Here is a 22,182-nt window from a genome sequence, read left to right as displayed (position 1 = left end):
TTCGTAAAAAAACCCGGTTTCTGAGATATAGGAAAATTCGCGGGAGTAACAAATGAATCTTTATTTGGGAATAGATTTCGGCACGACTGGCGCCCGATCGACAATCATCGACTCCCAGGGTACAATCCATTGCGAGACAGAACATACTTTTGCCCGCGCGCAACAGCCGGAATTGCCCTCAGTGTGGCAAAATGCGCTGTGGGATACGATCGACCAAATTCCCCCAACAATCCGCAATCAGGTAAGGGCGATCGCCCTTGACGGCACATCCTCCACTGTCATGCTGTGCAATACCGACGGTATACCAGTATGCGACCCCATTTTATACAACGATCCGCGCGGTGCAGCGGTGACAGAGAGGTTGCGGGCGATCGCCCCTGCCAACCACACAGTATTGAGCGCTACATCCAGTCTGGCCAAACTCCTGTGGTTCCAACACTTTCGAGAGGAAACCGCCCCTACATTTTTCCTGCATCAAGCTGACTGGCTGGCTTTTCTGCTGCACGGAAAATTGGGAATTAGCGACTATCACAATGCTTTGAAACTCGGTTTCGATGTTGATACTTTGTGCTATCCGAATTGGCTGATAGAGGGAATTGCGGGCGCTGCAACTCCTGAATTGCCACAAGTTCTCGCACCGGGCACGCCTGTGGGGGAAGTAAGAGCTCAAGTGGGCGATCGCTTCGGTTTTCCCCGCGATTGTATGGTTTGTGCTGGCACAACCGATAGCATTGCAGCCTTTTTAGCAAGCGGTGTTAATTTACCAGGGGAAGCAGTAACTTCTCTCGGTTCTACACTAGCAGTTAAACTGTTAAGTCATACCCGCGTAGATGATTCTAGATACGGGATTTACAGTCATAAATTAGGCGATTTGTGGTTAGTTGGAGGTGCTTCTAATACCGGAGGTGCGGTGCTGCGGCATTTTTTTACTGATGTTGAATTGGAGAATTATAGCACACAAATTGATCCAGCACAAGAGAGTTTGCTGGATTATTACCCATTGTTGAAAAAGGGCGATCGCTTTCCGATTAATGACCCGAATTTGTCGCCCCGACTCGAACCGCGTCCCGCTGATTCTGTGGAATTTTTGCACGGTTTGCTAGAAAGCATAGCGCGGATTGAAGCGCGGGGATATCAATTATTGCAAGAATTGGGTGCAACTGCTTTGACAAAAGTTTATACTGCTGGCGGGGGGGCAAAAAATTTGGTTTGGAGTGCGATTAGACAGCGTTATTTAAAAGTGGCTGTTGCAACGCCGGTTCATACTGCGGCTGCTTATGGGGCGGCTTTATTAGCAATGCGAGGTGTGACTGATTAGAGTTGTTGCATAAATCTTGGATGGATGGGGAAACCGCAGATTTATGCAGATTAACGCTGATTAACGCAGATGCTTTGCTATACAGTTGGCTAAGGGAGGTAATTTTGTTTGTTTAAGCGGTTTGAACTGCCGCAAACTCTGATATTTTTACTTACACTCGCTGCAATTTAGCTGTTCTCGGATCGATGATTTTTCTGCCCAAACCGGAAAACTTAATTGCTAGATTTGTTTTATCGCCCGACCCTAAAACGTGGGTAATTTCTCCCACTCCAAAAGCATGATGGAAAACCCGATCGCCGGTTTGCCAATCCACCGATTGTACGTTGGTTCCCGCTTGAGAACTGCCGGAATTAGCTGCTGAATTATTAGTTTTTCCTTTAGAGGCGGCCTTTTTGCCTGCTGGAGTTTTCTTCGCACTTCCAGCTAGCAAATGTGTCGGCAATTCTCCTAAGAATAGCGAAGGGGTGCAGTGTTCCCGGAAACCTCCCCACAAGCGGCGTTCGCGAGTGTGGGTGAGAAATAGCAATTCCTGGGCGCGAGTGATGCCGACGTAGCACAAACGGCGTTCTTCTTCGATCGCTTTGGGGTCGTCCAAACTGCGGAAATTAGGAAATAAACCCTGTTCCATTCCGACTAGAAATACTACGGGAAATTCTAACCCTTTGGCTGAGTGCAGCGTCATCAGCGACACGCGGGAATCTTCTTCCTGCAAGTCATCTAAATCGGATGCTAATGATGCTTTTGCTAAAAATGATGTCAGGGTCGGTTCTTCGTTTTGTTCTTCAAATTGTAGCACTGCATTGTACAATTCTCTGACGTTTTCTATCCGATTTTCGGCTTCCTCGGTTCCTTGATTTTTCAAATCTTCAATGTAGCCTGAATCTTGGATAATTCCTTGGACAATTTGCGAAGCTGGCAGAGTTTCAACTTGCGATTGCCAACGACTAATCATTTCGGCAAACTTAATAATAGCTTTTGCCGATCGCCCTGCTAGAGTATTGACAGATGATTCATCGCTGAGGATTTCCCACAACGGAATGCCTAACTGAGTTGCAGCGTCTTCTATTTTGGAAAATGTGGTATCCCCAATGCCGCGACGGGGTGTATTGATGATGCGTTTGAGGCTGACGCTATCGTCGGGATTGGCAACCGCCCTCAGGTATGCTAGGATATCTTTGATTTCTTTGCGATCGTAAAACTTGAGACCGCCGACAATATTGTAGGCAATGTCTAAACGCATTAACGCTTCTTCAAAGGATCGAGATTGAGCGTTTGTGCGGTACAGAATCGCAAAGTTACTGCCGTTTTCGTATTCGGAGTTTTGGCGCTTTAAGGAATGAATTTGACCCGCTACAAATTCCGCTTCATCTAATTCGTTGTCGGCGCGCCAGACAACAATCGGAGCTCCCGGTTCCCGCGTCGGGCGCAGAATTTTCTCGATCCGTTCGGTATTGTGTTCGATCAAGTGGTTTGCGACTTGCAGGATGTTTTCGCGCGATCGATAATTTTCCTCTAATTTTACCATTGTCTGAGTTTTCTCGTCTGACAAACCATCTCCGAAATCCTCTTGAAATTCCAGCAATATGGTATAATCTGCCATCCGAAAGCTGTAAATTGATTGATCGACATCGCCCACGACAAAAATCGAGCGGTTTTGCCATTTATCGAAGTTTTTCGGGTCGGCGTTATTTGTCACCAACATCCGAATCAAATCGTATTGAGTGCGGTTGGTATCTTGGTATTCGTCAACTAAAATATGGCAAAACTTTTTATGCCAGTAACTTAATACTTGCTCGTTTTGGCTCAAAAGTTTAACCGGAACGAGGATTAAGTCGTCAAAATCTAGGGCATTGTTGGCTGCTAAAGCGTCTTGGTAGCGACTGTAAACATCGGCAATTACGCGACCTCGATAATCCGGTTCTGCTGCTTGGTATTCTTGAGGCGACCAACCTTTATTTTTAGCGTTGCTGATGGCATAGCGGACTTTTCGCGGGTCAAATTTCTTGTCGTCGAGGTTCATGGTTTTTGTAACAATCTGTTTGACGAGGCTTTGAGCATCTGACTCGTCAAAAATCGAAAAATTTTTCTTCCACTGGCGTTTTTTTTCGTCTTGGTATTTTTCAATATCGTAGCGGAGAATCCGGCCGCACAAAGAGTGAAAAGTCCCCATCCAAATGTGTTTGGTAATTGTGCGGTAAATGTGCGAGCGCAATGAAGTTTGCACATCCGGGGTCAAGTCTACCAAAGGTTTGCCATATTCCGCTTCAGCTTGCTGAGTTGCCAGCAATTTCTCAATTCTTTCTTTCATCTCCCTGGCGGCTTTATTTGTAAATGTCACCGCCAGAATATTTTCAGGATCGACTCGATGGGTGCGAACTAAGTTAGCAACTCGGTAAGTTAGAGCTCGGGTTTTGCCGGAACCAGCGCCCGCTACTACTAACAGCGGCCCGTTATAATGGGCGACTGCTTGGCGCTGAGATGGGTTGAGGTGGCTGAGGAAATCAGTGGTTTGTGTCATAACTAGAAAGTTAGTTTAATTTTTTAAGGGGGTAAATAATAGTTGGTATGCGATACCGCGAGTTTTCTTTAAGGTAAGGTGCGCCGCGAGCACTATATATTATAACTAGAACGGTGATTTTTGAAACTTTAAATATTTTCTGGCGAAGCGAGTTTTTAAGGTAAGGTGCGCAATGCGCACCCGACACTATAACTAGATAGGTAATTTTTTTAACGTTTAAATATCCGTGTCAGCCAGATTGCAGCTAATATTCCCAAGCCAATCCAGATGGCAATAATCACAGCAGCGGCAGCCCGATTTATCGGTTTTCCTCGCTCTATTTCTGCGGCTGCTTTTTCCCGACACTCGGCTAAAATCTGTGGCGGAATCATCTTCAGTACCAGCCAAATTCCCAAAGGTACAATTATCAAATCGTCTAAGTAGCCGAGAACCGGTATGAAGTCAGGAATTAAGTCGATCGGGCTAAAAGCATAGGCAACCGTAAGGCTTGCTAAAATTCTGGCGTACCAAGGTACTCTCTGGTCTGTACTGGCTAAATAAACAGCGTAAGTCTCTTTTTTGAGTCGGCGGGCTGCTTGTTTTAAGGATTGCATATAATGACTCATGCCTAATGACTCATGAATGATGACTCATGACTAATGACTTAGACTTTTTTTAGTTGCTAAAAATGTAACAAGGCGGATATTTAGCAATTTCAGTGTGAAGGTAAAGTATAGCATCTGTTGTATGTGAGGAGAATCAAGTTTATGAATTCAAATTTGCAACGTGGCGATCGCATTAATTTCGGTAGTCTGCTAACAGCGTTGTGTTTAACCTTAACTCTCGTGAGTTTCGTGGGATTAGATGCGGCGGTTGCTCAAGAACAGCGGATTAGAACGCTGAGTGTCACTGGGCGGGGTGTGGAAGCGATTCCGACAACCCAGACTCAAGTTGCTTTGGGGGTTGAGGTGCAGGGGAAAACGGCGGCCGAGGTGCAGCAGGAAGCGGCGAGGCGATCGTCCGCTGTGGTAGCATTGCTGCGATCGCGCCAAGTGCAAAAACTCGAAACTACCGGCATCACCCTGAACCCGAGTTACACCTACGAAAACAACCAGCAGCGGCTAATAGGGTATATTGCTACAAATACCGTCAGTTTTCGCCTTAATACTCAATCTGCTGGCACTTTGCTCGACGATGCAGTGCAAGCGGGAGCAACGCGAATTCAAGGTGTAAGCTTTGTGGCCGCCGACAGTGCGATCGAACAAGCTCAAAAACAAGCACTCAAAAAAGCAACTCAAGACGCTCAAGCGCAAGCAGATGCAGTCTTTAGCGCCCTAAACCTGAAGCGGGGAGAGATTCTTAACATTCAAGTCAACGGTGCTAGCCCGCCACCTCCTATGTACCGGCAGGTGGCTGCTGCTCGCCTTGCTAATGCTGATGCTACAACGCCTGTGGTGGGAGGGGAACAGCAGATTGAAGCTTCTGTGACTTTGCAATTTGGATATTAAATAGTTAGGGGTTGAACTGGGCACCTCAGCTTCACCCTAACTATTTCTCGATTTATAAATGGCTACAACCTATTATGAACTATGAACGGAATCTTTCCATCTTCAGGGGGAGAGTTCCTCAATAAATAGACTCTCCGTTAAACCCTAGGCGATCGCATTCCTCATACACACAAAAGAGTGGACTCTTTTCTAAGATCCACTCTATGTTAAACTCTCTTAGGGCTAGCTTTAACAAGCTGGAGTTAAGTCCTTACTTTAGCTAGTCCTTAATTATTCTGTTGTCATGAATGACCACTTTTTCCTTGGCTTCAGGACTGCCGGAGATGTGAATATCCGTATCGATATTTTCCTCGGGGGATTCGGCTAGATATTGGGCAGATGACTTAACATCATGCGTTGCACCTTTGAAAGATGCGGCTGCATTTTGGGCAGAGGACTTAACATCATGCGCTGCACCTTGAGGAGATTCGGTAGCATTTTGGGCAGATGACTTAATATCCTGCGCTGTATCTTTAGCAGATTCGACTGCATTTTGGGCAGATGACTTAACATCCTGCGCTGCATTTTGGGCAGATGACTTAACATCCTGCGCTGTATCTTTAGCAGATTCGACTGCATTTTGGGCAGATGACTTAACATCCTGCGCTGTATCTTTAGCAGATTCCGCTGCATTTTGGGCAGATGACTTAACATCCTGCGCTGCACCTTTGGCAGATTCGGCGGCGCTTTGAGCAGATGACTTGATTGATTCAGCCGCACTCTTACCAGATGACTTAAGCGAGTCGGCTGCACTTTTTATCGATGGCTCCACTGCCTTCGCTGTCTCTCTTACAGTCGATGTAAGCTCCTTAGTGGCACCCTCAATTTCCTGAGCTACAGCTTTGGCAGAAGGCTTAACTTCATCGGCAGTGCTCTTAATAGAGTCCGCTGCACTTTGTATAGAAGGCTTGACACCTTCGACTGTCTGCTTGACTGAATCTTTTACTTCTCTAATCGTAGGTTTGACTTCCTCGGATGCGCTCTTGACTGCATCTACTACAGAAGGCCTCGCTTCCTGAACTGTCTGATTGACAGATTCGGCTATACCTGTAATCGAAGGCTTGGTTTCTTCAACTGTCTGCTTGACTGCTTCTGCTGTAGCTTTGATAGATGGTTTAACTTCCTCAGCAGTTTCCTTTGCTACTGTCCCTAGCTCTTCTACAGTATGTTTAATACCGTCTGCTACAGTGTGTGCTGCATCGCCTAAATTATCTACAGCACGGTTAACCGTATCAGCAGTACCTTTACCAATCATAGCGCCAGCAACTGAGCCTGCTACAGCACCAATAATTCCTCCAGAGCGAGCACCAAGTATACCACCGACTGCTGCTCCTGCTATCCTCGCACCAATGCCTGAGCCTGACGATTGATCTTGGTTTGATTCTGTATTTTCGTTAGTCTGAGCCTGAAGCTGCTGATTTTCGGTATTGTCAACATTCTTTTCCTGGGAGTCAGAATTTGCTTTAGGCTGGTTAAAAGGCTGCGTATATTCAGTCATAGATATCCTGGGCTATTACTACTACATTCACTAGCCTACCTATTCCTTCTAATAAAATCTACAGCCTAAGAATTAGATTTTGACTGTTACTTAAGAAGTAGATTCTCAAAATTACTTACCGCTAGCGCGGTAGCGGCTCGCTGTTCATTCGACCTTGAGGAAACAGGAGGCGCGCGATCGCACATCTGGCACAGTCTTAGCTTAGGGAACCAAAAATAACTCATGTATACAGACTTGTTTGCAGATTAAATGATTAATAAATATTCTAAAAAAAATGTGGACTGCCACCTGATATCAGGTCCGATAGATTAACCATAATATCCCGGTCGTGGCGCTTTTTTGAGATGGATATTGTTGGCAGGTATTGTTGGCTTACGGGTTCTAAAAAAAAAAGCGATCGCTCTATCTGATATGATATAATAACCTTCAAAAAGGATATATTTATGTAAAAAAAATCTACTATTTAATTATTGAATTAAGTGATTTGTTTTGTAGACGTTGCTGATTTACGGTCCCAAAGGCTAAATATGCAAGTCATAGAAACCAGTACCCACAAAGATTCGGGATTTTCAACGGATTTTTTTCATACCCCGATCGAGCAACGCCTGATTTGGGAGCGCTCTAAATCACGAAGGAGCTCTGTGAACAGCAACTTGACCGCTTTAGCCGCCAGAGGCGCTCGCACTTACGTGTAACTGGGCATAAGTTCGATCGCCCCCAACCAACTGAACACAATCGAATTACTACCGGATCGGCGCTTAAAGTACCCGAGATCGACTACAGTAAACACAAAATATTATTGGCGGTGATTTGAGTGATTGAGACTTTAGCAACAGGAATCGCAGCAGCCGGTTCGCTGCTAGCATTGGGCGGATTGGGCCTAGAGTTGAACTATCGCCGGACAGGGAGTGCAAATAAACTAGAACTAACAGCCGGAGAATGGCGCTTAGCCATCTCCGAACCCAACCGCTATCTTTTAGTCGGAGAAATGGAGTTCCGCAACCTGACACAGCGGTTTGAGATTATGTTGCCGTCCGTGCAGGCACAGGTGAAACTGCTGTCAGACGGAAGTTTAGATGGCGTTACTTCCCAGACAAAGGTGATTCCTTGCCACAAAGACGCAGCAGCCAGAGCAGACGATTACTGGTTCGGCTATATTGTTAAAGCCCAAAAAAACACAAAAATTAAAGTATCTGTAGACATTCAAGGGCAAGATTTAACCAAATTGCAGTCAGCTTGGGTGCAAGTACACTTCGTCACCTACGGCCCGGGCGGGCGCATCCCCAAAGTCCGTAACGTAGTAGTCCCGCTGCAATTTCCCAACTCGGACACCGTACCCATCGCCAGAAATGTCGGAGTTGCAGAAGTCTTGCCGATTCGCACTCACATACTGGCGGAATTGGACAATCCCGTCGAAATTGTCAAACGGTACGTGCTGCCGCGGGCTCAGAAAGGCGATATTGTCGCCTTGGCAGAAACTCCCCTAGCTTTGATGCAGGGACGCTACCGCCATCCCAGCGAAGTCAAACCCGGATGGGCGGCAAAGCGAGTGTGCTTGTTTTTCTTGCCCACGTCGAGTTTGGCGACGGCTTGCGGGATGCAGACCTTGGTTGATGTAGTTGGGCCTTGGCGCGTAGTGGCGGCATTTGCAATCGGCGCTGTGGCCAAAATATTTGGCAAACCGGGAGTCTTTTACCAACTTGCAGGGGAACAAGCAAGGCTGATCGACGACGTTACCGGGACTTTGCCTCCCTTCGACCAATTTATTGTCCTAGGCCCGGACAATCCCCAGCAAGTAGTAGAAGAAATTCAACGAGAAACCGGACTTGCGGCGGCGATCGTAGACGCTAATGACTTGAAAGCAGTTAAGATATTAGCAGCGACCTCCGATTTATCGGTAACATTTTTAGAGCAAGCCTTGCGCAGCAACCCGGCCGGGAATGCTGACGAGCGCACACCGGTCGTTTTAATTCGACCTCTGCCACAAAAATATTGAGTTGAAAACTGAAAATTAAAAATTCAAAAAGATGATTTGAAATTTTTAATTTTCCCTCGATCGAGAAAGGGAGAAGAATCAAAAGTTTTAAGTTTTGAACTCAAAATTTACCCATTCAAAACTCAAAACTTCCCTAACTCTTCCCCTTTCTGAATTTTTATTTTTAAATTTCCCTTCCCCACTTTCATGCTATGACTTCATTTCCCTCCCAAAACCCAAACCAGGTTGTGATTCGCCCGTTTCAGTATCGCGACATCGAGGCGATGGAACAATTGTGTGCGGAAACAGCCGACGAGCCAGAAAACCGTAAAGGCGCAAGCTGCGACTTGGTACTAGGTAGAAAGTTGCAGCAGATTCGTCGCTGGTACGGACTGCTAAAGATTTTTAGCTGGTTTCCCAACCCTTGTCAGTCCTTGTTCCGCGCCCACGTGGCCGAAGAAGAAGGGAAAGTTAAGGGCATAATTCAGATTTCTCCTTTCAACCGCACCCGCAGCACTTGGCGGATCGATCGCATAGGAGTAGACCCGGAAGCCCGCAGCAAAGGAATTGGTTCCATGCTGCTGCGGTACTGCTTTGAGGCAGTCTGGGAGGCGCGGACATGGCTGTTGGAGGTGAATGTCGGTGACAAAACTTCCCTGGCTTTGTATCGGCAGAACGGGTTTCAGCCTTTGGCCCAGATGACTTACTGGACGATCGCCCCAGAACGCCTTGTGGAAATGGCTTCCTCGACCCCAGATTTACCGAACCTGCTGCCGGTCAGCAACGCGGACGCTCAGTTGCTATACCAACTCGATACCGCGTCTATGCCGCCGCTGGTGCGCCAAGTATTCGACCGCCACATTCAAGATTTCAAAACCAGTTTTTTAGGCGCTTTAGTCGAAGGTGTCAGACAGTGGCTGGCAAAAACAGAGGTAGTCAGCGGTTACGTGTTTGAACCGCAGCGGAAAGCCGCGATCGGCTATTTTCAGGTGCAGCTATCCCGCAACGGCCACCAACCGCACGTCGCCCAGTTGACGGTACACCCGGCCTACACTTGGCTTTACCCGGAACTGCTGTCCCAGATGGCGCGCCTTGTTCAAGATTTCCCGGTTCAAAGCCTGCAACTGGCTTCCGCTGACTATCAGCCGGAACGGGAAGCTTATTTAGAGCAATTTGGAGCAGTGCGCGTGGAACACAGTTTGCTGATGTCTCGATCGGTGTGGCACAAATTGCGCGAGTCCAAGTTGGTGTCTCTCGAAGGACTCCAGCTATCAGAAATGCTGCAAAGCTTCCAGCCAACTCGCAAACCCGTACCGGGCAGGATGTCCTGGCTCGGCCCGATGGCTGGGGAAGCCACAGCAGGATCCGCGTCCTCGGAGATAAAATCCCTGTTGGCTGACTCAGGAAACAGCCAAACGAATCAAGTTAACCCCTTGAACTTCCAGAATTCCGAATCATCGGCAACAGATATCATCAGCATTTTGCCTCTAAAATTGCCCGAATTGCCTCTAGACGAAGGCTCCCAAAAGAAAAGTTAATACTTAATAGTGAAAAGCAGAAAGTAAAAAATTTTTCATCCAAGCAGCCGTCTCTGCTCTTGGGCGCACCCTACCATTAAGTAAGGTCGTACCAACTATTTTTTTCTTACTTTCTGCTCTGCTCTTCTCTTCTCTTCTGCCTTCGCGCACTTCGCGTCGAAAGCGGTTCCTTAAATAAGATTATCTCCGGGAAACAACAGTAAATCTAAAATCTAAAATCTAAAATCTAAAATCGATTGATTGATTGATAATGTCCAACGATAAATTATGTATTTCAGCACTGGGATTAGATATCGGTCTCAAACGAGTCGGCATCGCCGGATGTGACGGCACCGGTTTAATAGCTACGGGGATTACAACTCTGGTACGATCGTCCTTCGAGCGGGACGTAGCTTATCTCCGAGAGCTCGTCTCACAGCGGAGAGTGCAAATTTTAGTGGCTGGCTTGCCTTACTCCCTGAACGGAGAATTGGGCGCCCAAGCCCGACAGGTGCAAAAATATGCCAATCGCATCGCCAGAGCCTTAGAGCTCCCCCTAGAGTACGTGGACGAGCGCCTGACTTCGGTTGAGGCAGAGGAATTGATGAAAGCAGCAGGGATTTCGGTGTCGCAAAATAAGGGTTCGATCGATCGCAAAGCAGCAGCCCTAATTTTGCAGCAGTGGTTGGACGAGCGGAGGCAAAATATCTGCGCAAGTGGCAATCCTTGATAGCTTGTAACAGAGGCGTGATATCCTGGTTGTGCAAGGAAAGCGAAGCACACCTGTAACCCTTGACACACTGGAGAAAATTTTGCTGTACCCTCGGTACTGAAGAAGCACAAAATTGTGATTTCTCCTCAGTGTCGCTTGCGGACTCGACTGAGATTGAAACGCTGCACTCGGAGCCTGTGCAAAATTCCGGGAGTCTCGCGGTTTAAGCTTGTGGACTGGCGATAGTCGCCCGATTAGCCATAATATCGCCACAAAAATTCCCAATTGTCAAGCAAACGTTACTGAATTATTGACGGAAAATAAGATACACGCGATGTCCTCATCCCCATACCGCAAAGATAATGGCAATTCCAACGAAGAGTCCGTCACCCTGACGGATGAAGTTGGGCGATCGCTAACTTGCAACATAGAATATTCTATGAATCTAGAAGGTCAAGAATACGCTTTGCTGCTTCCGATTGACTCACCCGTAGAAATTTTTACTTGGCACGGAGACGATACCGACGAAGCCGCAATTCCTGTAGAAGACGAGACCGAAATTGACAAAATTTTTGATACAGCTAGAGTTGTGCTGCAAGAGCAGAACTTGACCCTCAGACGCACGGCGGTGACGCTGACTGTGGTTGGCGAATTGCCGGAATTTCCCGAAGACGATATGGCATCCGATGCCGATCCGGATGAGGAGTCCGAGTTTGAGGAGCTGATGTGGCTCACCAGCTTCTACCACGAAGAGCAGGAATATGCCATTTATACGCCTCTCGACCCGTTCTTTATATTGGCTAGAATGAATGATGACGGCAAGCCAGAATTGCTCTCGGAAGAAGAGTTTCAAAGGCTGGAACCGATGTTGCCTATGCTGGAAGACCAGTTCTTTGACGAGCTTGATTAGATATTAATTGCAGGCAGAAGGCCTGACGGCAAAAAGCAGAATTTTTTACTATTTTATAAAAAAAGTAAACTGCTCGCCCGATCGAATTTTTTCGAGATTGTGCCTTCAGCCTTGACGCTCGCGCTTTTGAATGGAACCGCGTGAATTGGGTCTTTTAAACGGCTTGTATCCGTAACTTTTCGGTCATCAATCGCAGGTCATCAGTCATTAGTCGCTAGTTAACCGCCGCTTATCCAGGACAACGGACTGTCACTAACCTCAGCCTGAAGGCATGGGGCTTGAAAAGAGGAAGACTCACCACCTTCTTAAATTCAGGACTAAAAAAGTGTCTAGCCAATTACTGAACTGCCTGGGAATGGTATCCCGCAAGACGTTAAGAATGCCTCCCTAGTTTTTAACCTCTCTGGTGGTCAGTGGCGAAGGGAAATATACACCTAGAAATAGGACTTACGGTCAATGTTTGTACCAGTTGTAGGCAGCAATAACCGTCCCCTGATGCCAACTACCCCTGCTCGGGCTAGACGTTGGATCGAATCGGGCAAAGCTACGCCGTTTTTTAAAAAAGGAGTATTTTGTGTTCGATTGAATGCAAAACCTTTAAGCCACAACTATCAACCAATTGCAGTTGGTAGTGACCCAGGTAGTAAGCGTTCTGGATTTACCGTTAAATCCAGAACGCATACCTACTTAAACATCCAAACCGATGCAATTGATTGGGTAAAAGATCGCGTTGAGGTCAGACGAAATATGCGACGCGGTAGGCGGTTTCGCAATACTCCCTGCCGTCAAAACCGAACTAATCCCTCGGTCAATAAAAATCGCATCCCCCCATCGACTAAAGCGAGATGGCAGTGGCAATTAAGGATTGCCAAATGGTTGACTTTGATGTTTCCGATATCGACATTTGTTGTAGAAGACGTTAAAGCAAAAACCGGGAAGGGAGCTAAGAAATGGAATACAAGTTTTAATCCTCGGGAGGTAGGTAAACGATGGTTCTACTCGGAAATTGAGAAAATTGCTCACCTGGAAATTTTGCAGGGCTTTGACAGCTGTAAAATGCGTCAAGATTTAGGACTGTTCAAGTCTAAACAAAAGCTGTCAAACTTGTTTGAGGCTCATTGCGTTGACTCTTGGGTATTAGCTAATTGGTATATCGGAGGACATATCCAGCCCGATAATACCAAGCTAATAGAAGTAATCCCTTTGGAGTTTTATCCCCGACAGCTCCATCGTTTGCAGCATTCCACTGGTCATGTCCGCTCTCGGTACGGCGGAAATTTAAGTGCAGAATTTAAGCGCGGTTCAATCGTTAAACACCCTAAATATGGGTTCTGTTATGTTGGGGGTTGGCAAGAGTCGCCAACAAAGAAAGACCCACAGCGAAAAACAATTAGTTTGCACGCTCTAAAAACAAGCAAGCGATTGTGCCAAAATGCAGCGCCTACAGATTGTAAGTTTTTGTCTTACAATTCGTGGCGCTCCGCAAATTAATCTGTAAAGCCGTGCTAGAAGCAGGGGGTTTCAAACCCAGAAATTTCGGTCACTAACCCCAGCCTGAAGGCGCGGGGCTTGAAAAGAGGAAGACTCACCACCTTCTTAATTCAGGACTAAAAAAGTGTCTAGCCAATTACTGCACTGCCTGGGAGTGGTATCCCGCAAGACGTTAAGAATGCCTCCCTCGTTTTTAACCTCTCTGGTGGTCAGTGGCGAAGGAAAATATACACCTAGAAATAGGACTTACCGTCAATGTTTGTACCAGTTGTAGGCAGCAATGAATAAAGAACAAATGACAAAAGGCAGCGCGCGCGAGGACCGAAAAGGAACTCCGCAAGTCTCTAAATGGTTGTATTATCTGGCGTTGCTGCCGGCAATCTGGGGGGTTTGCGCTTGGCAGGGCTGGGCTTGGTGGAGCTGGGCTTCCGCCCCGCCTAAAATAGCTGAAACGTCAACTTCCCCGCCAGAGGATGCTGCTGTTTTGATCCAAATCCCCGAGGGTACTCCCAGTCAAAAAATCGGGCGGGATTTAGAGGCGGCGGGGTTGATTCGATCGAGCTCGGCATGGAATATGTGGGCCCGCTGGCTGACTCTGCAAAACCGCGATGGAGGTTTTCAAGCGGGAACTTACCAACTGTCGCCGACTCAGCCTCTGAGTGCAGTTGCTGAGAAAATTTGGAAGGGCGAAGTGGTACAGCAGAGTTTCACGATTCCAGAAGGGTGGTCGCTGCAACAAATGAGCGCTTATTTTGAAGCGCAAGGTTTTTTCCCGGCTAAGGATTTTATGACGGCGGCGAGTCAAGTTCCCTACGCTCAGTACCCTTGGCTGCCGAGCGGCCTGCCTCATTTGGAAGGGTTTTTGTACCCAGATACTTATCAGCTAGACGGCGATGCAGTTACCCCGGAAGCTGTCATCAAGCAAATGCTCGGTCGCTTCGAGGAGTTGGCTTTGCCGATATATCAAAAGAATCAGAAGAAAACTAAGCTGGATTTGAAAGAGTGGGTGACGCTGGCGAGTATTGTGGAAAAAGAGGCTGTGGTTCCTTCGGAGCGCAATCGCATTGCTGGGGTGTTTACCAGCCGCTTGAATAAGGGCATGAAGTTGGGATCAGATCCGACGGTTGAATACGCCCTCGGCATCAGGCAAACTAAGGAGAAGCCCTTGACTTTTAAGCAGGTGGAAACGCCTTCTCCTTACAATACTTATGTAAATGTAGGGCTGCCGCCAACTCCGATCGCATCTCCGGGAATAGCAAGTCTGGAAGCGACTCTGGCTCCGGAAAAGACAGAATATCTGTATTTTATGGCTCGATACGACGGCACTCACATTTTCAGCCGCACCCAGGCGGAACACGATGCTGCTATTGCTAAAGTTGACCAGCAGTTGCGATCGACTCCATAGATGGGCAATGACTAATACAAACGTAAAAAGTCAAAAGTAACAAAGCAAAAGCAATAATTATTCACTTTTGATTTTTTACTTGTTTAATCTTTAACTTCCAATTTCTTATTTCTCAATCTAAAATCTAAAATCTAAAATCTAAAATCATTATGACTTGGGGTAAAATACTGCAGCCTGACTTAGTTCTGGGCGATTCAGTCATGAAATTAACGGTGGATATTCTGCAAGAACATAATATTAAAGGATTAGTTTTGGATGTGGACGAAACTCTCGTTCCCATTACAGCAATGAATGCTTCTCCTGAACTAACCCTGTGGGTGGAAGAAATAAAACCAGTGGTATCGCTGTGGTTGGCGAGCAATAATTTAAGTCAGGCTCGGATCGGTCGGATTGCTGAGTCTTTGAATCTACCTTACATCACGGGTGCGGCTAAGCCGTCGCGTCGCAAGTTGCGAAGGGCTATTCATGCGATGAATTTGCCGGTGGAACAGGTGGCGATGGTGGGCGATCGACTTTTTACTGATGTTTTGGCAGGCAATCGTTTGGGTATGTTCACTATTTTAGTGGAACCAATGGTTGATGCTGGGTATGCGCTTCGCAAGTATCCGGTGCGCTCTTTTGAAGTGTGGGTTTCTCAAGCTTTGGGGGCTTCTCTGAAAATTAAAGATTAAATTGGGCATAGGGCATAGGGCATTGGTAACTAATGACAACAAACAACAGTCAACAGTCAACAGTCAACAGTCAACAAACAACAAACAACAGTCAACAGTCAACAGTCAACAAACCAATGACTAAAACTATAGTTGTTAAAATAGGAACTTCGACGCTGACTCGATCGACTACGGGAAACTTAGCTCTGTCAACTATTGCTGCATTAGTCGAAATTTTAGCCGGTTTGCGGCAGCAAGGCCATCGAGTAGTTTTGGTTTCTTCAGGTGCGGTTGGGGTGGGTTGCGCGCGCTTGGGCTTGACGGAACGCCCGCGAAACATTGCTCTGAAACAGGCTGTGGCGGCCGTGGGCCAAGGGCGGCTGATGCGCGTGTACGATGACTTGTTTACTACTCTACAACAGCCGATCGCTCAAGTATTGCTCACCAGGGGCGATTTAGTGCAGCGCAACGGTTATGTTAACGCTTGCAATACCTTTCAACAACTGCTCAGGTTGGGCGTGATTCCGATCGTCAATGAAAATGATACTGTGGCGGTAGACGAGCTCAAATTTGGTGATAACGACACGCTTTCGGCACTGGTGGCGAGTTTGGTAGAAGCAGATTGGTTGTTTGTGCTCACAGATGTCGATAGGCTGTATTCCGCCGATCCGCGCAGCAATCCCGACGCCCAGCCGATCGCCCTAGTCCAAAGTATGGCACAGCTAACAGAATTTCAGGTGCAAACAGGAGATTCCCGCAGTGGTTGGGGAACCGGCGGTATGGTGACAAAAATAGAAGCGGCGAGAATAGCAACTGCATCGGGAGTGCGCACAGTCATCACTGACGGCTGCTTTCCTGGTAATATCGAGAAAATACTCAACGGAGAGTCGATCGGTACTCAATTCGAGCCTCAACCGCGCCCTGTAAACGCTCGCAAGCACTGGATAGCTAACGTGCTAATTCCGGCAGGAAAACTATATTTAGATGCGGGTGCTGTCAAGGCAATTTCCCAGGGTGGAAAATCGCTTTTAGCTGCGGGTATTGCTCAAGTAGAAGGAGAATTTCAAGCTGATGATTCCGTGCAGTTGTGCGACACAGCAGGCAAGCAAATTGCTAGAGGACTTGTGAATTATAGCAGTTTAGAATTGAGACAAATCCAGGGCTGCAAGTCAGATAAAATTGCTGATATTTTAGGCTATCCCGGTGTAGAAACGGCGGTGCACCGAGATAATTTAGTGATTGTTTAGTAATTTTTAAAACTAACAAATATCGAGACAGTCGAAAGCGCGATCGAATGCAGAAATTGAGGATACTTGCAGCACAGTATTGCAAGAATGTGTTTGGCTGTGTCCGAACAGCTCGTTCATTACTTCTGTAAACAGTTCAAATACATTTTGTGCTAATTCAAAAGCTGCTTGGCGTTCCGCATCAGTAAGTTTTATCTCTGCTAAAACTTGCAACATCTCAAACCTGTTTAAAAGATGATGATTTTCTAAACTCACATAACCTCCTCCCAAATAAACATATTCTTTTTTGGTAATTTGCTGTAATTCCATGACCACTGCTAGGGCCGCCTCAAAAAAAACTGTGGCCGTTGCTTCGAGGACTTCCACTAACACCAGTTTCTGAATGGGAGAGGCTTGGAAAGCATAGCATTCGAGCGCTGAACAGAGCGATCGAGTTTTTTTAGTTTCTTCACCCCAAAGCAGTCTGAAGTCGCCATAACTCATTAATTGATTGAACCGCAATGTCTCTAGGTGTTCCAGATACCCGTGCCAATAGTAGTTTTTTTTGTAAGTATATTTGTTAATCAGTTCCTGAACTTTGTTATTGCTGGAAGATTCTCGGAGGACGTACTTGTTTAAGTCGCTCAAGCCCACTGCCAAAGGATCGAGTACAGGTGCAAAAATTAGTCGTTGATTCGGGTGAATGTGTTTATTAGCTAGAAGTTCAAATAATGGCAAGTTTGCAAACTCTTGCTTTTTTTCTTCGATGAACTCTACAATCTTTTGCATTGCTTTTAATCCTGAATGGCTGCTTTCAATATCATGTTCAGACCTTGATTAATTATCTCTGTTTTTGCTCCAAAATAATTGTGTTTGTTATCATACATATGTGTATTTAACATCATAGGTAAGAGTGTTTCTAGTCACAGGAAATTGTGACTTGTATCATAGGATACCAGGAGTAGGAGCATCTTGCTCGCTAGAGATAAGCTATTCTACATTTAAATTGCATATTTCGGGCGTGGCTGAAAGTTAAGCCACAAGAGTTTGATTATTTAGAGCTAATTTAAATGCTGAGCGAGCTTATATAGCCAAGCGATCATCCTGCTCGCACTCCTAAAAAATGCTTTTTACAAAATCGGGATGAGCCCTGCAAATGGGTCCTAGACGCATAGGAGTCTAGAAACCCGGTTTCTTCGCAGATACATCGCTGCTAAACAAAGATTTATCCTAGAAACCGGGTTTCTTTAACCCTTGCTTTTATTGCTTCTTCCCTCTTTCGTGGGACTTAGGACTTCTTGCTTCTTTCTTCTGCCATAAGTCTCAAAATGACAATTTCCACTTCCCAGAATTGCCTTTAGGTACGTTCTGAGTTACTCTATCTTTTGGATCAGTTAAGAAAATTATAGGAGTTAATCTTGGAACGGACTTTTTTAGCGATTAAGCCCGACGGCGTACAGCGCGGACTCGTCGGCGAAATAATCGGTCGTTTTGAAGCCAAAGGCTTTAAGCTAGTTGGCATGAAGCTAATGACGGCGAGTCGCGAACTTGCCGAACAGCATTATGGCGTACACAAAGAAAGACCCTTTTTTGCGGGACTGGTAGACTTCATCACTTCAGGCCCTCTAGTGGCGATGGTGTGGGAAGGCGACGGCGTTGTGGCCTCGGCGAGGAAAATGATTGGCGCAACAAATCCTTTGAATTCAGAACCGGGGACAATTCGCGGCGATTTGGCTGTGAATGTCGGCCGCAATATTATTCACGGTTCTGATGCTGTAGAGACTGCCCGTGCGGAAATTAGCCTCTGGTTCAAGGATGAAGAATTGAGTGCTTGGACACCTTGTTTAACTCCTTGGATTGTGGAGTAGTTTTGATATTCTCCCGATTGATTAATCGGGAGATATAGCCTTTCTCATAAAGATGAGGTATCATGTTGCTGACTCACTCAAAACCGTAAAATATAGAACAGAAAATAAAATGAACTATAATTAAATCAGGATAAACGTGCAAAAAATGTCTCCCTAATTGAAGTTATATCGGTCAATCGATTTTAGATTTTAGATTTTAGATTTTAGAATTGAATAAAGCAACCCCACTGATAAATTCGGGGGCAAGTGAAGAGGATTCTGAGCTTTTTTATCGATCCACGAATGAATCCGGGGGCTTGTACCTGGCTGAGATCGATTTTAGATTTTAAATTTTAGATGTTAGATTTTAGAATTGAAGTCAATTAACCCTCTTTCCGCACCCTCCACTGTCACAATCGGTTTTTGCGGAATTTTGTGAACCAAAATGGTCATTTTTTATACAGACAAGTGGGAAATTGGACTTGCGATCGCCAGTTCAATTTAGCTAAACTCCCAAAATTCTTAGTGTGACAGTTCAGGGTGCGGAATGTGGGCAGGAAGATCCTGGTAACGAGAAGAAAAAACGTTAATCGGAATTTAAAAACTCCAAATAATTATCAGTCAATTCTTTGACTGCTAATTCGTAAAACTGCTGGCCGTGTTCTGGAGTTGCTAAGGCGGGATTTGAACCCATTCTGCCGTCGGGAAATCGGCGGCGGAAATCAGCAGCCCCGTAAATTTTGTGCCCGGAAGCGACTTCTTCCGAAAGCGGAGCTTGCTTGATTGCTTCTGGATAAAGGTACTGGGTTAAGGCGATTTCGCTGGGGGTGGCGTGAGAACCTTCTTGGTTTCCGTACAGTTCTTTTGCGAGTTTGTAGACTGAACCGCACATGAACCAGTTGCCGATTTGACACTGGATTCTTTCGGCATTCGGTAAATTCAAGTCTGACAAATGCGCGTAAGTCTCGGAAAATGCTGCTTTCATCGTGGCAATGTTGCCACCATGACCGTTAATGAAGAAATATTTTACAAATCCCGCTTTTGCCAAAGAGGTGATATAATCCCTGATTACAAGTATCAGCGTCTGCGGTCGGAGGCTGATTGTGCCGGGAAAGCTGGTGTGGTGCAAGGCCATGCCTACATTAATTGTCGGGCCGATTAAGGCATGGGCAGCTTCGCCGACACCGCGGGCGATCGCACTCGCAGCAATGGCGTCAGTGCCGATCAAGCCGGTGGGCCCGTGCTGTTCGGTGGAGCCGATCGGGATAATTATGCCTCGGGAGCTATCGAGATAAGCTTCTACCTCGGCCCAGGTACTCAAATGCAGCAACATGATAGGCAGTCTACAGAATTTTTACTTGCTATCGTCGATCGTAGCCGGCACGGGAAAAAAAAGGACTTTGGGCAAATTTCTTATTGTCTTGTTAAAAAAGGTTCTACAGGGCGATCGCAACTTTATAGTTATATTACTTAACCTTAATAATTTAACGACTTGATTACCAAAACTTTACCTTTTAATAACCTTTTAAGAGTAGTATAGCAAGCATCTCCCTATAGATTGGGTGTTACCTGGTCGATTAACAGCGGGCAATGTTTTATGAAATTAACACCGACCCCTAAAAATGACCAGACTTCTGAGGCCAGGACGCAGGCAGACAGCGCGGCTCCGGCAACTGCTCTACGGCTGTATTCCTTGCACGAGCAAGTAGCAAAGGTCGAGCGCGTGTCTGTGGGATGGACTGGGGAAGGATTCTAAGCGATCGAACAAATAGGGATCGTACAAGCGATCTCCGCGCGAGAGTGCCTCAGCTACCGAACAAGGCCCCTCTCGCTAGCCACATACAAACATAACTCCCCCTGATATTTATGTCTTCTGCTGAATTAAGCGAAAGTCCTTCTAGGTTGGCTGTTGGACAAGCTGGCCGAATCTTATTATTGGAAGGTGAAGACCTGTTGCGGGAAATGCTAGCTTTAGCCCTTAAAGAACAGGGCTACGAGGTGGTGGTTACTAGCGACGGGCGCAACGCTCTGCCTTCTGTACAGGCTTCTTCGTCATACCACGGCGAATTTGCCTTCAACCTGTTAATTATGGATTCAATTAACGGTTTGGATCTGTGTCGAATGTTACGGCATCAAGGAAATCCCGTCCCTATTTTGATTATCGGTGCTAGAGGAAGTGCCAACAATTGCGCTTTTTACCTAGAAGCCGGATCGGATGATTATCTGACCAAGCCTTTTGGAATGCGGGAGTTTATCGCTCGGTGTCGGGCGCTGATGCGACGCCAGCGCCTCGGTCGGTTACCGGAACCGAGGATGCTGCAATATAAGAGCATAACTCTGTATCCTGAAGAGTGCCGGGTGTTGGTTCGCGGTCTAGAAGTGAAATTTTCTCCTAAACAGTTTCGCTTACTAGAACTATTTATGAGTTATCCCCGGCGAGTTTGGTCACGCGATCAGTTGCTGGAAAAAATTTGGGGTCAAGATTTTATCGGAGACAGCAAAACAGTTGACGTGCACATCCGTTGGCTGCGCGAAAAGTTGGAAATCGATCCGGGCCAACCGGAATATATCATTACGGTACGTGGGTTCGGCTATCGATTTGGTTGAATTTTTAAATCAGTTGTAGGGTTGCAAGTTGGAGTCGAATTGACGTAGGGACACAACATTCTTGTGTCCTTATTTGTCTGTGTAGGGTGCGCCACACAATAGCTTGGAGGTGCAACCAGTAGAGCTATTCCAGCCATCGTTGCCGTTCTCTTTTACTCTGCATAACTCAAAACTCCCCTGTCCACTCCCAACAATCAAGTTTCCAGCAATCTCCTGCAACCGCAACAGCCGCCACCATATCTGAACTGGGAAATAATTCAATTAAAGACCATTTCGATGCTTCTTCGGGGTTTCCTTCAACATTTAACAGCGCTGCTGGTTCTCCTGGTGCGAGGCTGACATCAAACTGATTCAGCGGAATAGAAAGTCCTTTTCCGACTGCTTTAATGTAGGCTTCTTTGCGAGTCCAGCAGGTGAAAAAAGCAGTGGCTTGGAGAGGTTCGGGGAGCGAACGCAACACAGAATTTTCTAATGGTGAAAAAAACTTTTCAGCAATCTCCAGACAAGAAAAATTTGGATTTATGCCTTCAATATCCACACCAATATCTCGATTTTTGGTAATAGCAATTAGAGCTATCCCCCGAGAGTGAGACAAATTGAAACGCAGGGTATTTCCACCTTGGGTGACGATGAGAGAAGGTTTGCCGTAGGGATTGTAGTCAAAGCGCAAAATGTCAGCACGTATGTTAAGATAGCGACTAAGAATCGCTCTCAGCGCGCCACGAGTCACAATAAATTGCGATCGATCTTTTGGAAACACAAAGCGATCGGCTTTTGTCCGCTCGTCGGTAGAGAGAGTCTGTTGTAAACTCTGCAAGCAAGATTCTGTTTGAGCCAGAGAGACGCGCCAAACATGAATTTCGCCCAAATCCAATGTCAAGTCTAGCGGTGGGGAATTCCACGAAGTAACAACAGCAATCATATATTTACCCTGCCTTATCCAAAGCTTCCACGTACCAAATTACAGATCTTCTTCTCGATC

At 46.3% G+C, this 22,182-nt stretch carries 19 protein-coding genes; 13 read left to right on the top strand and 6 right to left on the bottom strand.

The genetic code is table 11. The features are described 5' to 3' along the window. Window positions 1-52 precede the first annotated feature (52 nt). Window positions 53-1,318 carry an FGGY-family carbohydrate kinase gene (locus QUB56_RS01560; RefSeq protein WP_332952552.1) on the top strand — a complete coding sequence of 422 codons (1,266 nt, stop codon included), beginning with the start codon at window positions 53-55 and terminating at the stop codon, window positions 1,316-1,318. Window positions 1,319-1,469: 151 nt separating this feature from the next. Here the strand turns inward: QUB56_RS01560 and pcrA are convergent, their stop codons facing one another. Continuing rightward, window positions 1,470-3,836 carry a DNA helicase PcrA gene (pcrA, locus tag QUB56_RS01555; RefSeq protein WP_332952550.1) on the bottom strand — a complete coding sequence of 789 codons (2,367 nt, stop codon included), beginning with the start codon at window positions 3,834-3,836 and terminating at the stop codon, window positions 1,470-1,472. Between the two features lie 209 nt (window positions 3,837-4,045). Next, window positions 4,046-4,441, bottom strand: coding sequence for a YkvA family protein (locus tag QUB56_RS01550; RefSeq protein ID WP_332952548.1), 396 nt, complete (start codon window positions 4,439-4,441; stop codon window positions 4,046-4,048). Between the two features lie 141 nt (window positions 4,442-4,582). On the opposite strand from QUB56_RS01550, the gene QUB56_RS01545 reads away from it, so the two are divergent. After that, on the top strand, window positions 4,583-5,323 hold the full coding sequence (locus tag QUB56_RS01545) for an SIMPL domain-containing protein (RefSeq protein ID WP_332952546.1): 741 nt from the start codon (window positions 4,583-4,585) through the stop codon (window positions 5,321-5,323). A 259-nt stretch (window positions 5,324-5,582) separates the two neighbouring features. On the opposite strand, the gene QUB56_RS01540 is transcribed toward QUB56_RS01545, so the two are convergent. Continuing rightward, complete coding sequence (locus QUB56_RS01540) at window positions 5,583-6,860, bottom strand: hypothetical protein (RefSeq protein WP_332952543.1); 1,278 nt, start codon at window positions 6,858-6,860, stop codon at window positions 5,583-5,585. A gap of 814 nt (window positions 6,861-7,674) precedes the next feature. Here QUB56_RS01540 and QUB56_RS01535 point away from each other — a divergent pair. The 8 genes from QUB56_RS01535 (at window position 7,675) to proB (ending at window position 16,767) form a co-directional block, all read left to right on the top strand. Further along, a complete protein-coding gene (locus tag QUB56_RS01535) occupies window positions 7,675-8,856 on the top strand; it encodes a F420-0:Gamma-glutamyl ligase (RefSeq protein ID WP_332952542.1) in 1,182 nt (393 codons plus the stop codon). 191 nt (window positions 8,857-9,047) lie between these two features. After that, window positions 9,048-10,373, top strand: coding sequence for a GNAT family N-acetyltransferase (locus tag QUB56_RS01530; RefSeq protein WP_332952540.1), 1,326 nt, complete (start codon window positions 9,048-9,050; stop codon window positions 10,371-10,373). Between the two features lie 250 nt (window positions 10,374-10,623). Further along, window positions 10,624-11,082 (top strand): Holliday junction resolvase RuvX, encoded by a 459-nt coding sequence (ruvX, locus tag QUB56_RS01525; protein ID WP_332952537.1) that lies wholly within the window; start codon window positions 10,624-10,626, stop codon window positions 11,080-11,082. Window positions 11,083-11,398: 316 nt separating this feature from the next. Further along, window positions 11,399-11,974 carry a DUF3727 domain-containing protein gene (locus QUB56_RS01520; RefSeq protein WP_332952534.1) on the top strand — a complete coding sequence of 192 codons (576 nt, stop codon included), beginning with the start codon at window positions 11,399-11,401 and terminating at the stop codon, window positions 11,972-11,974. A 456-nt stretch (window positions 11,975-12,430) separates the two neighbouring features. After that, entirely contained in the window at window positions 12,431-13,465 is a 1,035-nt protein-coding gene (locus tag QUB56_RS01515; protein ID WP_332952532.1) for an RRXRR domain-containing protein, read from the top strand. Between the two features lie 280 nt (window positions 13,466-13,745). Next, complete coding sequence (gene mltG / locus QUB56_RS01510) at window positions 13,746-14,870, top strand: endolytic transglycosylase MltG (RefSeq protein WP_332952531.1); 1,125 nt, start codon at window positions 13,746-13,748, stop codon at window positions 14,868-14,870. A gap of 149 nt (window positions 14,871-15,019) precedes the next feature. Then, window positions 15,020-15,541, top strand: coding sequence for a YqeG family HAD IIIA-type phosphatase (locus QUB56_RS01505; protein WP_332952530.1), 522 nt, complete (start codon window positions 15,020-15,022; stop codon window positions 15,539-15,541). 116 nt (window positions 15,542-15,657) lie between these two features. Further along, a complete protein-coding gene (gene proB, locus QUB56_RS01500; RefSeq protein WP_332952783.1) occupies window positions 15,658-16,767 on the top strand; it encodes a glutamate 5-kinase in 1,110 nt (369 codons plus the stop codon). 12 nt (window positions 16,768-16,779) lie between these two features. Here the strand turns inward: proB and QUB56_RS01495 are convergent, their stop codons facing one another. After that, window positions 16,780-17,535, bottom strand: coding sequence for a hypothetical protein (locus tag QUB56_RS01495; RefSeq protein ID WP_332952528.1), 756 nt, complete (start codon window positions 17,533-17,535; stop codon window positions 16,780-16,782). Between the two features lie 629 nt (window positions 17,536-18,164). On the opposite strand from QUB56_RS01495, the gene ndk reads away from it, so the two are divergent. Then, a complete protein-coding gene (gene ndk, locus QUB56_RS01490) occupies window positions 18,165-18,614 on the top strand; it encodes a nucleoside-diphosphate kinase (protein ID WP_332952527.1) in 450 nt (149 codons plus the stop codon). 565 nt (window positions 18,615-19,179) lie between these two features. Here ndk and QUB56_RS01485 read toward each other — a convergent pair. After that, complete coding sequence (locus QUB56_RS01485; RefSeq protein ID WP_332952524.1) at window positions 19,180-19,926, bottom strand: creatininase family protein; 747 nt, start codon at window positions 19,924-19,926, stop codon at window positions 19,180-19,182. A 264-nt stretch (window positions 19,927-20,190) separates the two neighbouring features. On the opposite strand from QUB56_RS01485, the gene QUB56_RS01480 reads away from it, so the two are divergent. Together QUB56_RS01480 and QUB56_RS01475 are read left to right on the top strand one after the other, a co-directional pair. Next, window positions 20,191-20,349 carry a hypothetical protein gene (locus tag QUB56_RS01480; RefSeq protein WP_172188909.1) on the top strand — a complete coding sequence of 53 codons (159 nt, stop codon included), beginning with the start codon at window positions 20,191-20,193 and terminating at the stop codon, window positions 20,347-20,349. A gap of 110 nt (window positions 20,350-20,459) precedes the next feature. Then, window positions 20,460-21,200: a response regulator transcription factor gene (locus QUB56_RS01475; RefSeq protein ID WP_332952521.1), complete on the top strand. Its 741-nt coding sequence runs from the start codon at window positions 20,460-20,462 to the stop codon at window positions 21,198-21,200. A gap of 166 nt (window positions 21,201-21,366) precedes the next feature. Here QUB56_RS01475 and QUB56_RS01470 read toward each other — a convergent pair whose 3' ends face one another. Further along, entirely contained in the window at window positions 21,367-22,122 is a 756-nt protein-coding gene (locus QUB56_RS01470; RefSeq protein WP_332952519.1) for a 4'-phosphopantetheinyl transferase superfamily protein, read from the bottom strand. Window positions 22,123-22,182: the final 60 nt, after the last annotated feature.

This window comes from Microcoleus sp. AR_TQ3_B6, assembly GCF_036702785.1.
GTDB lineage: Bacteria > Cyanobacteriota > Cyanobacteriia > Cyanobacteriales > Microcoleaceae > Microcoleus.
The sequence above is the reverse complement of the archived record's forward strand: the minus strand, read 5'-3'. Positions and strand labels throughout refer to the sequence as shown.

Bases quoted from the DNA above. Each gene is read 5' to 3' on its own strand.
- QUB56_RS01560 (WP_332952552.1), top strand. From the start codon at position 53: ATGAATCTTTATTTGGGAATAGATTTCGGCACGACTGGCGCCCGATCG.
- pcrA (WP_332952550.1), bottom strand. From the start codon at position 3,836: ATGACACAAACCACTGATTTCCTCAGCCACCTCAACCCATCTCAGCGC.
- QUB56_RS01550 (WP_332952548.1), bottom strand. From the start codon at position 4,441: ATGAGTCATTATATGCAATCCTTAAAACAAGCAGCCCGCCGACTCAAA.
- QUB56_RS01545 (WP_332952546.1), top strand. From the start codon at position 4,583: ATGAATTCAAATTTGCAACGTGGCGATCGCATTAATTTCGGTAGTCTG.
- QUB56_RS01540 (WP_332952543.1), bottom strand. From the start codon at position 6,860: ATGACTGAATATACGCAGCCTTTTAACCAGCCTAAAGCAAATTCTGAC.
- QUB56_RS01530 (WP_332952540.1), top strand. From the start codon at position 9,048: ATGACTTCATTTCCCTCCCAAAACCCAAACCAGGTTGTGATTCGCCCG.
- ruvX (WP_332952537.1), top strand. From the start codon at position 10,624: ATGTCCAACGATAAATTATGTATTTCAGCACTGGGATTAGATATCGGT.
- QUB56_RS01520 (WP_332952534.1), top strand. From the start codon at position 11,399: ATGTCCTCATCCCCATACCGCAAAGATAATGGCAATTCCAACGAAGAG.
- QUB56_RS01515 (WP_332952532.1), top strand. From the start codon at position 12,431: ATGTTTGTACCAGTTGTAGGCAGCAATAACCGTCCCCTGATGCCAACT.
- mltG (WP_332952531.1), top strand. From the start codon at position 13,746: ATGAATAAAGAACAAATGACAAAAGGCAGCGCGCGCGAGGACCGAAAA.
- QUB56_RS01505 (WP_332952530.1), top strand. From the start codon at position 15,020: ATGACTTGGGGTAAAATACTGCAGCCTGACTTAGTTCTGGGCGATTCA.
- proB (WP_332952783.1), top strand. From the start codon at position 15,658: ATGACTAAAACTATAGTTGTTAAAATAGGAACTTCGACGCTGACTCGA.
- QUB56_RS01495 (WP_332952528.1), bottom strand. From the start codon at position 17,535: ATGCAAAAGATTGTAGAGTTCATCGAAGAAAAAAAGCAAGAGTTTGCA.
- QUB56_RS01485 (WP_332952524.1), bottom strand. From the start codon at position 19,926: ATGTTGCTGCATTTGAGTACCTGGGCCGAGGTAGAAGCTTATCTCGAT.
- QUB56_RS01480 (WP_172188909.1), top strand. From the start codon at position 20,191: ATGAAATTAACACCGACCCCTAAAAATGACCAGACTTCTGAGGCCAGG.
- QUB56_RS01475 (WP_332952521.1), top strand. From the start codon at position 20,460: ATGTCTTCTGCTGAATTAAGCGAAAGTCCTTCTAGGTTGGCTGTTGGA.
- QUB56_RS01470 (WP_332952519.1), bottom strand. From the start codon at position 22,122: ATGATTGCTGTTGTTACTTCGTGGAATTCCCCACCGCTAGACTTGACA.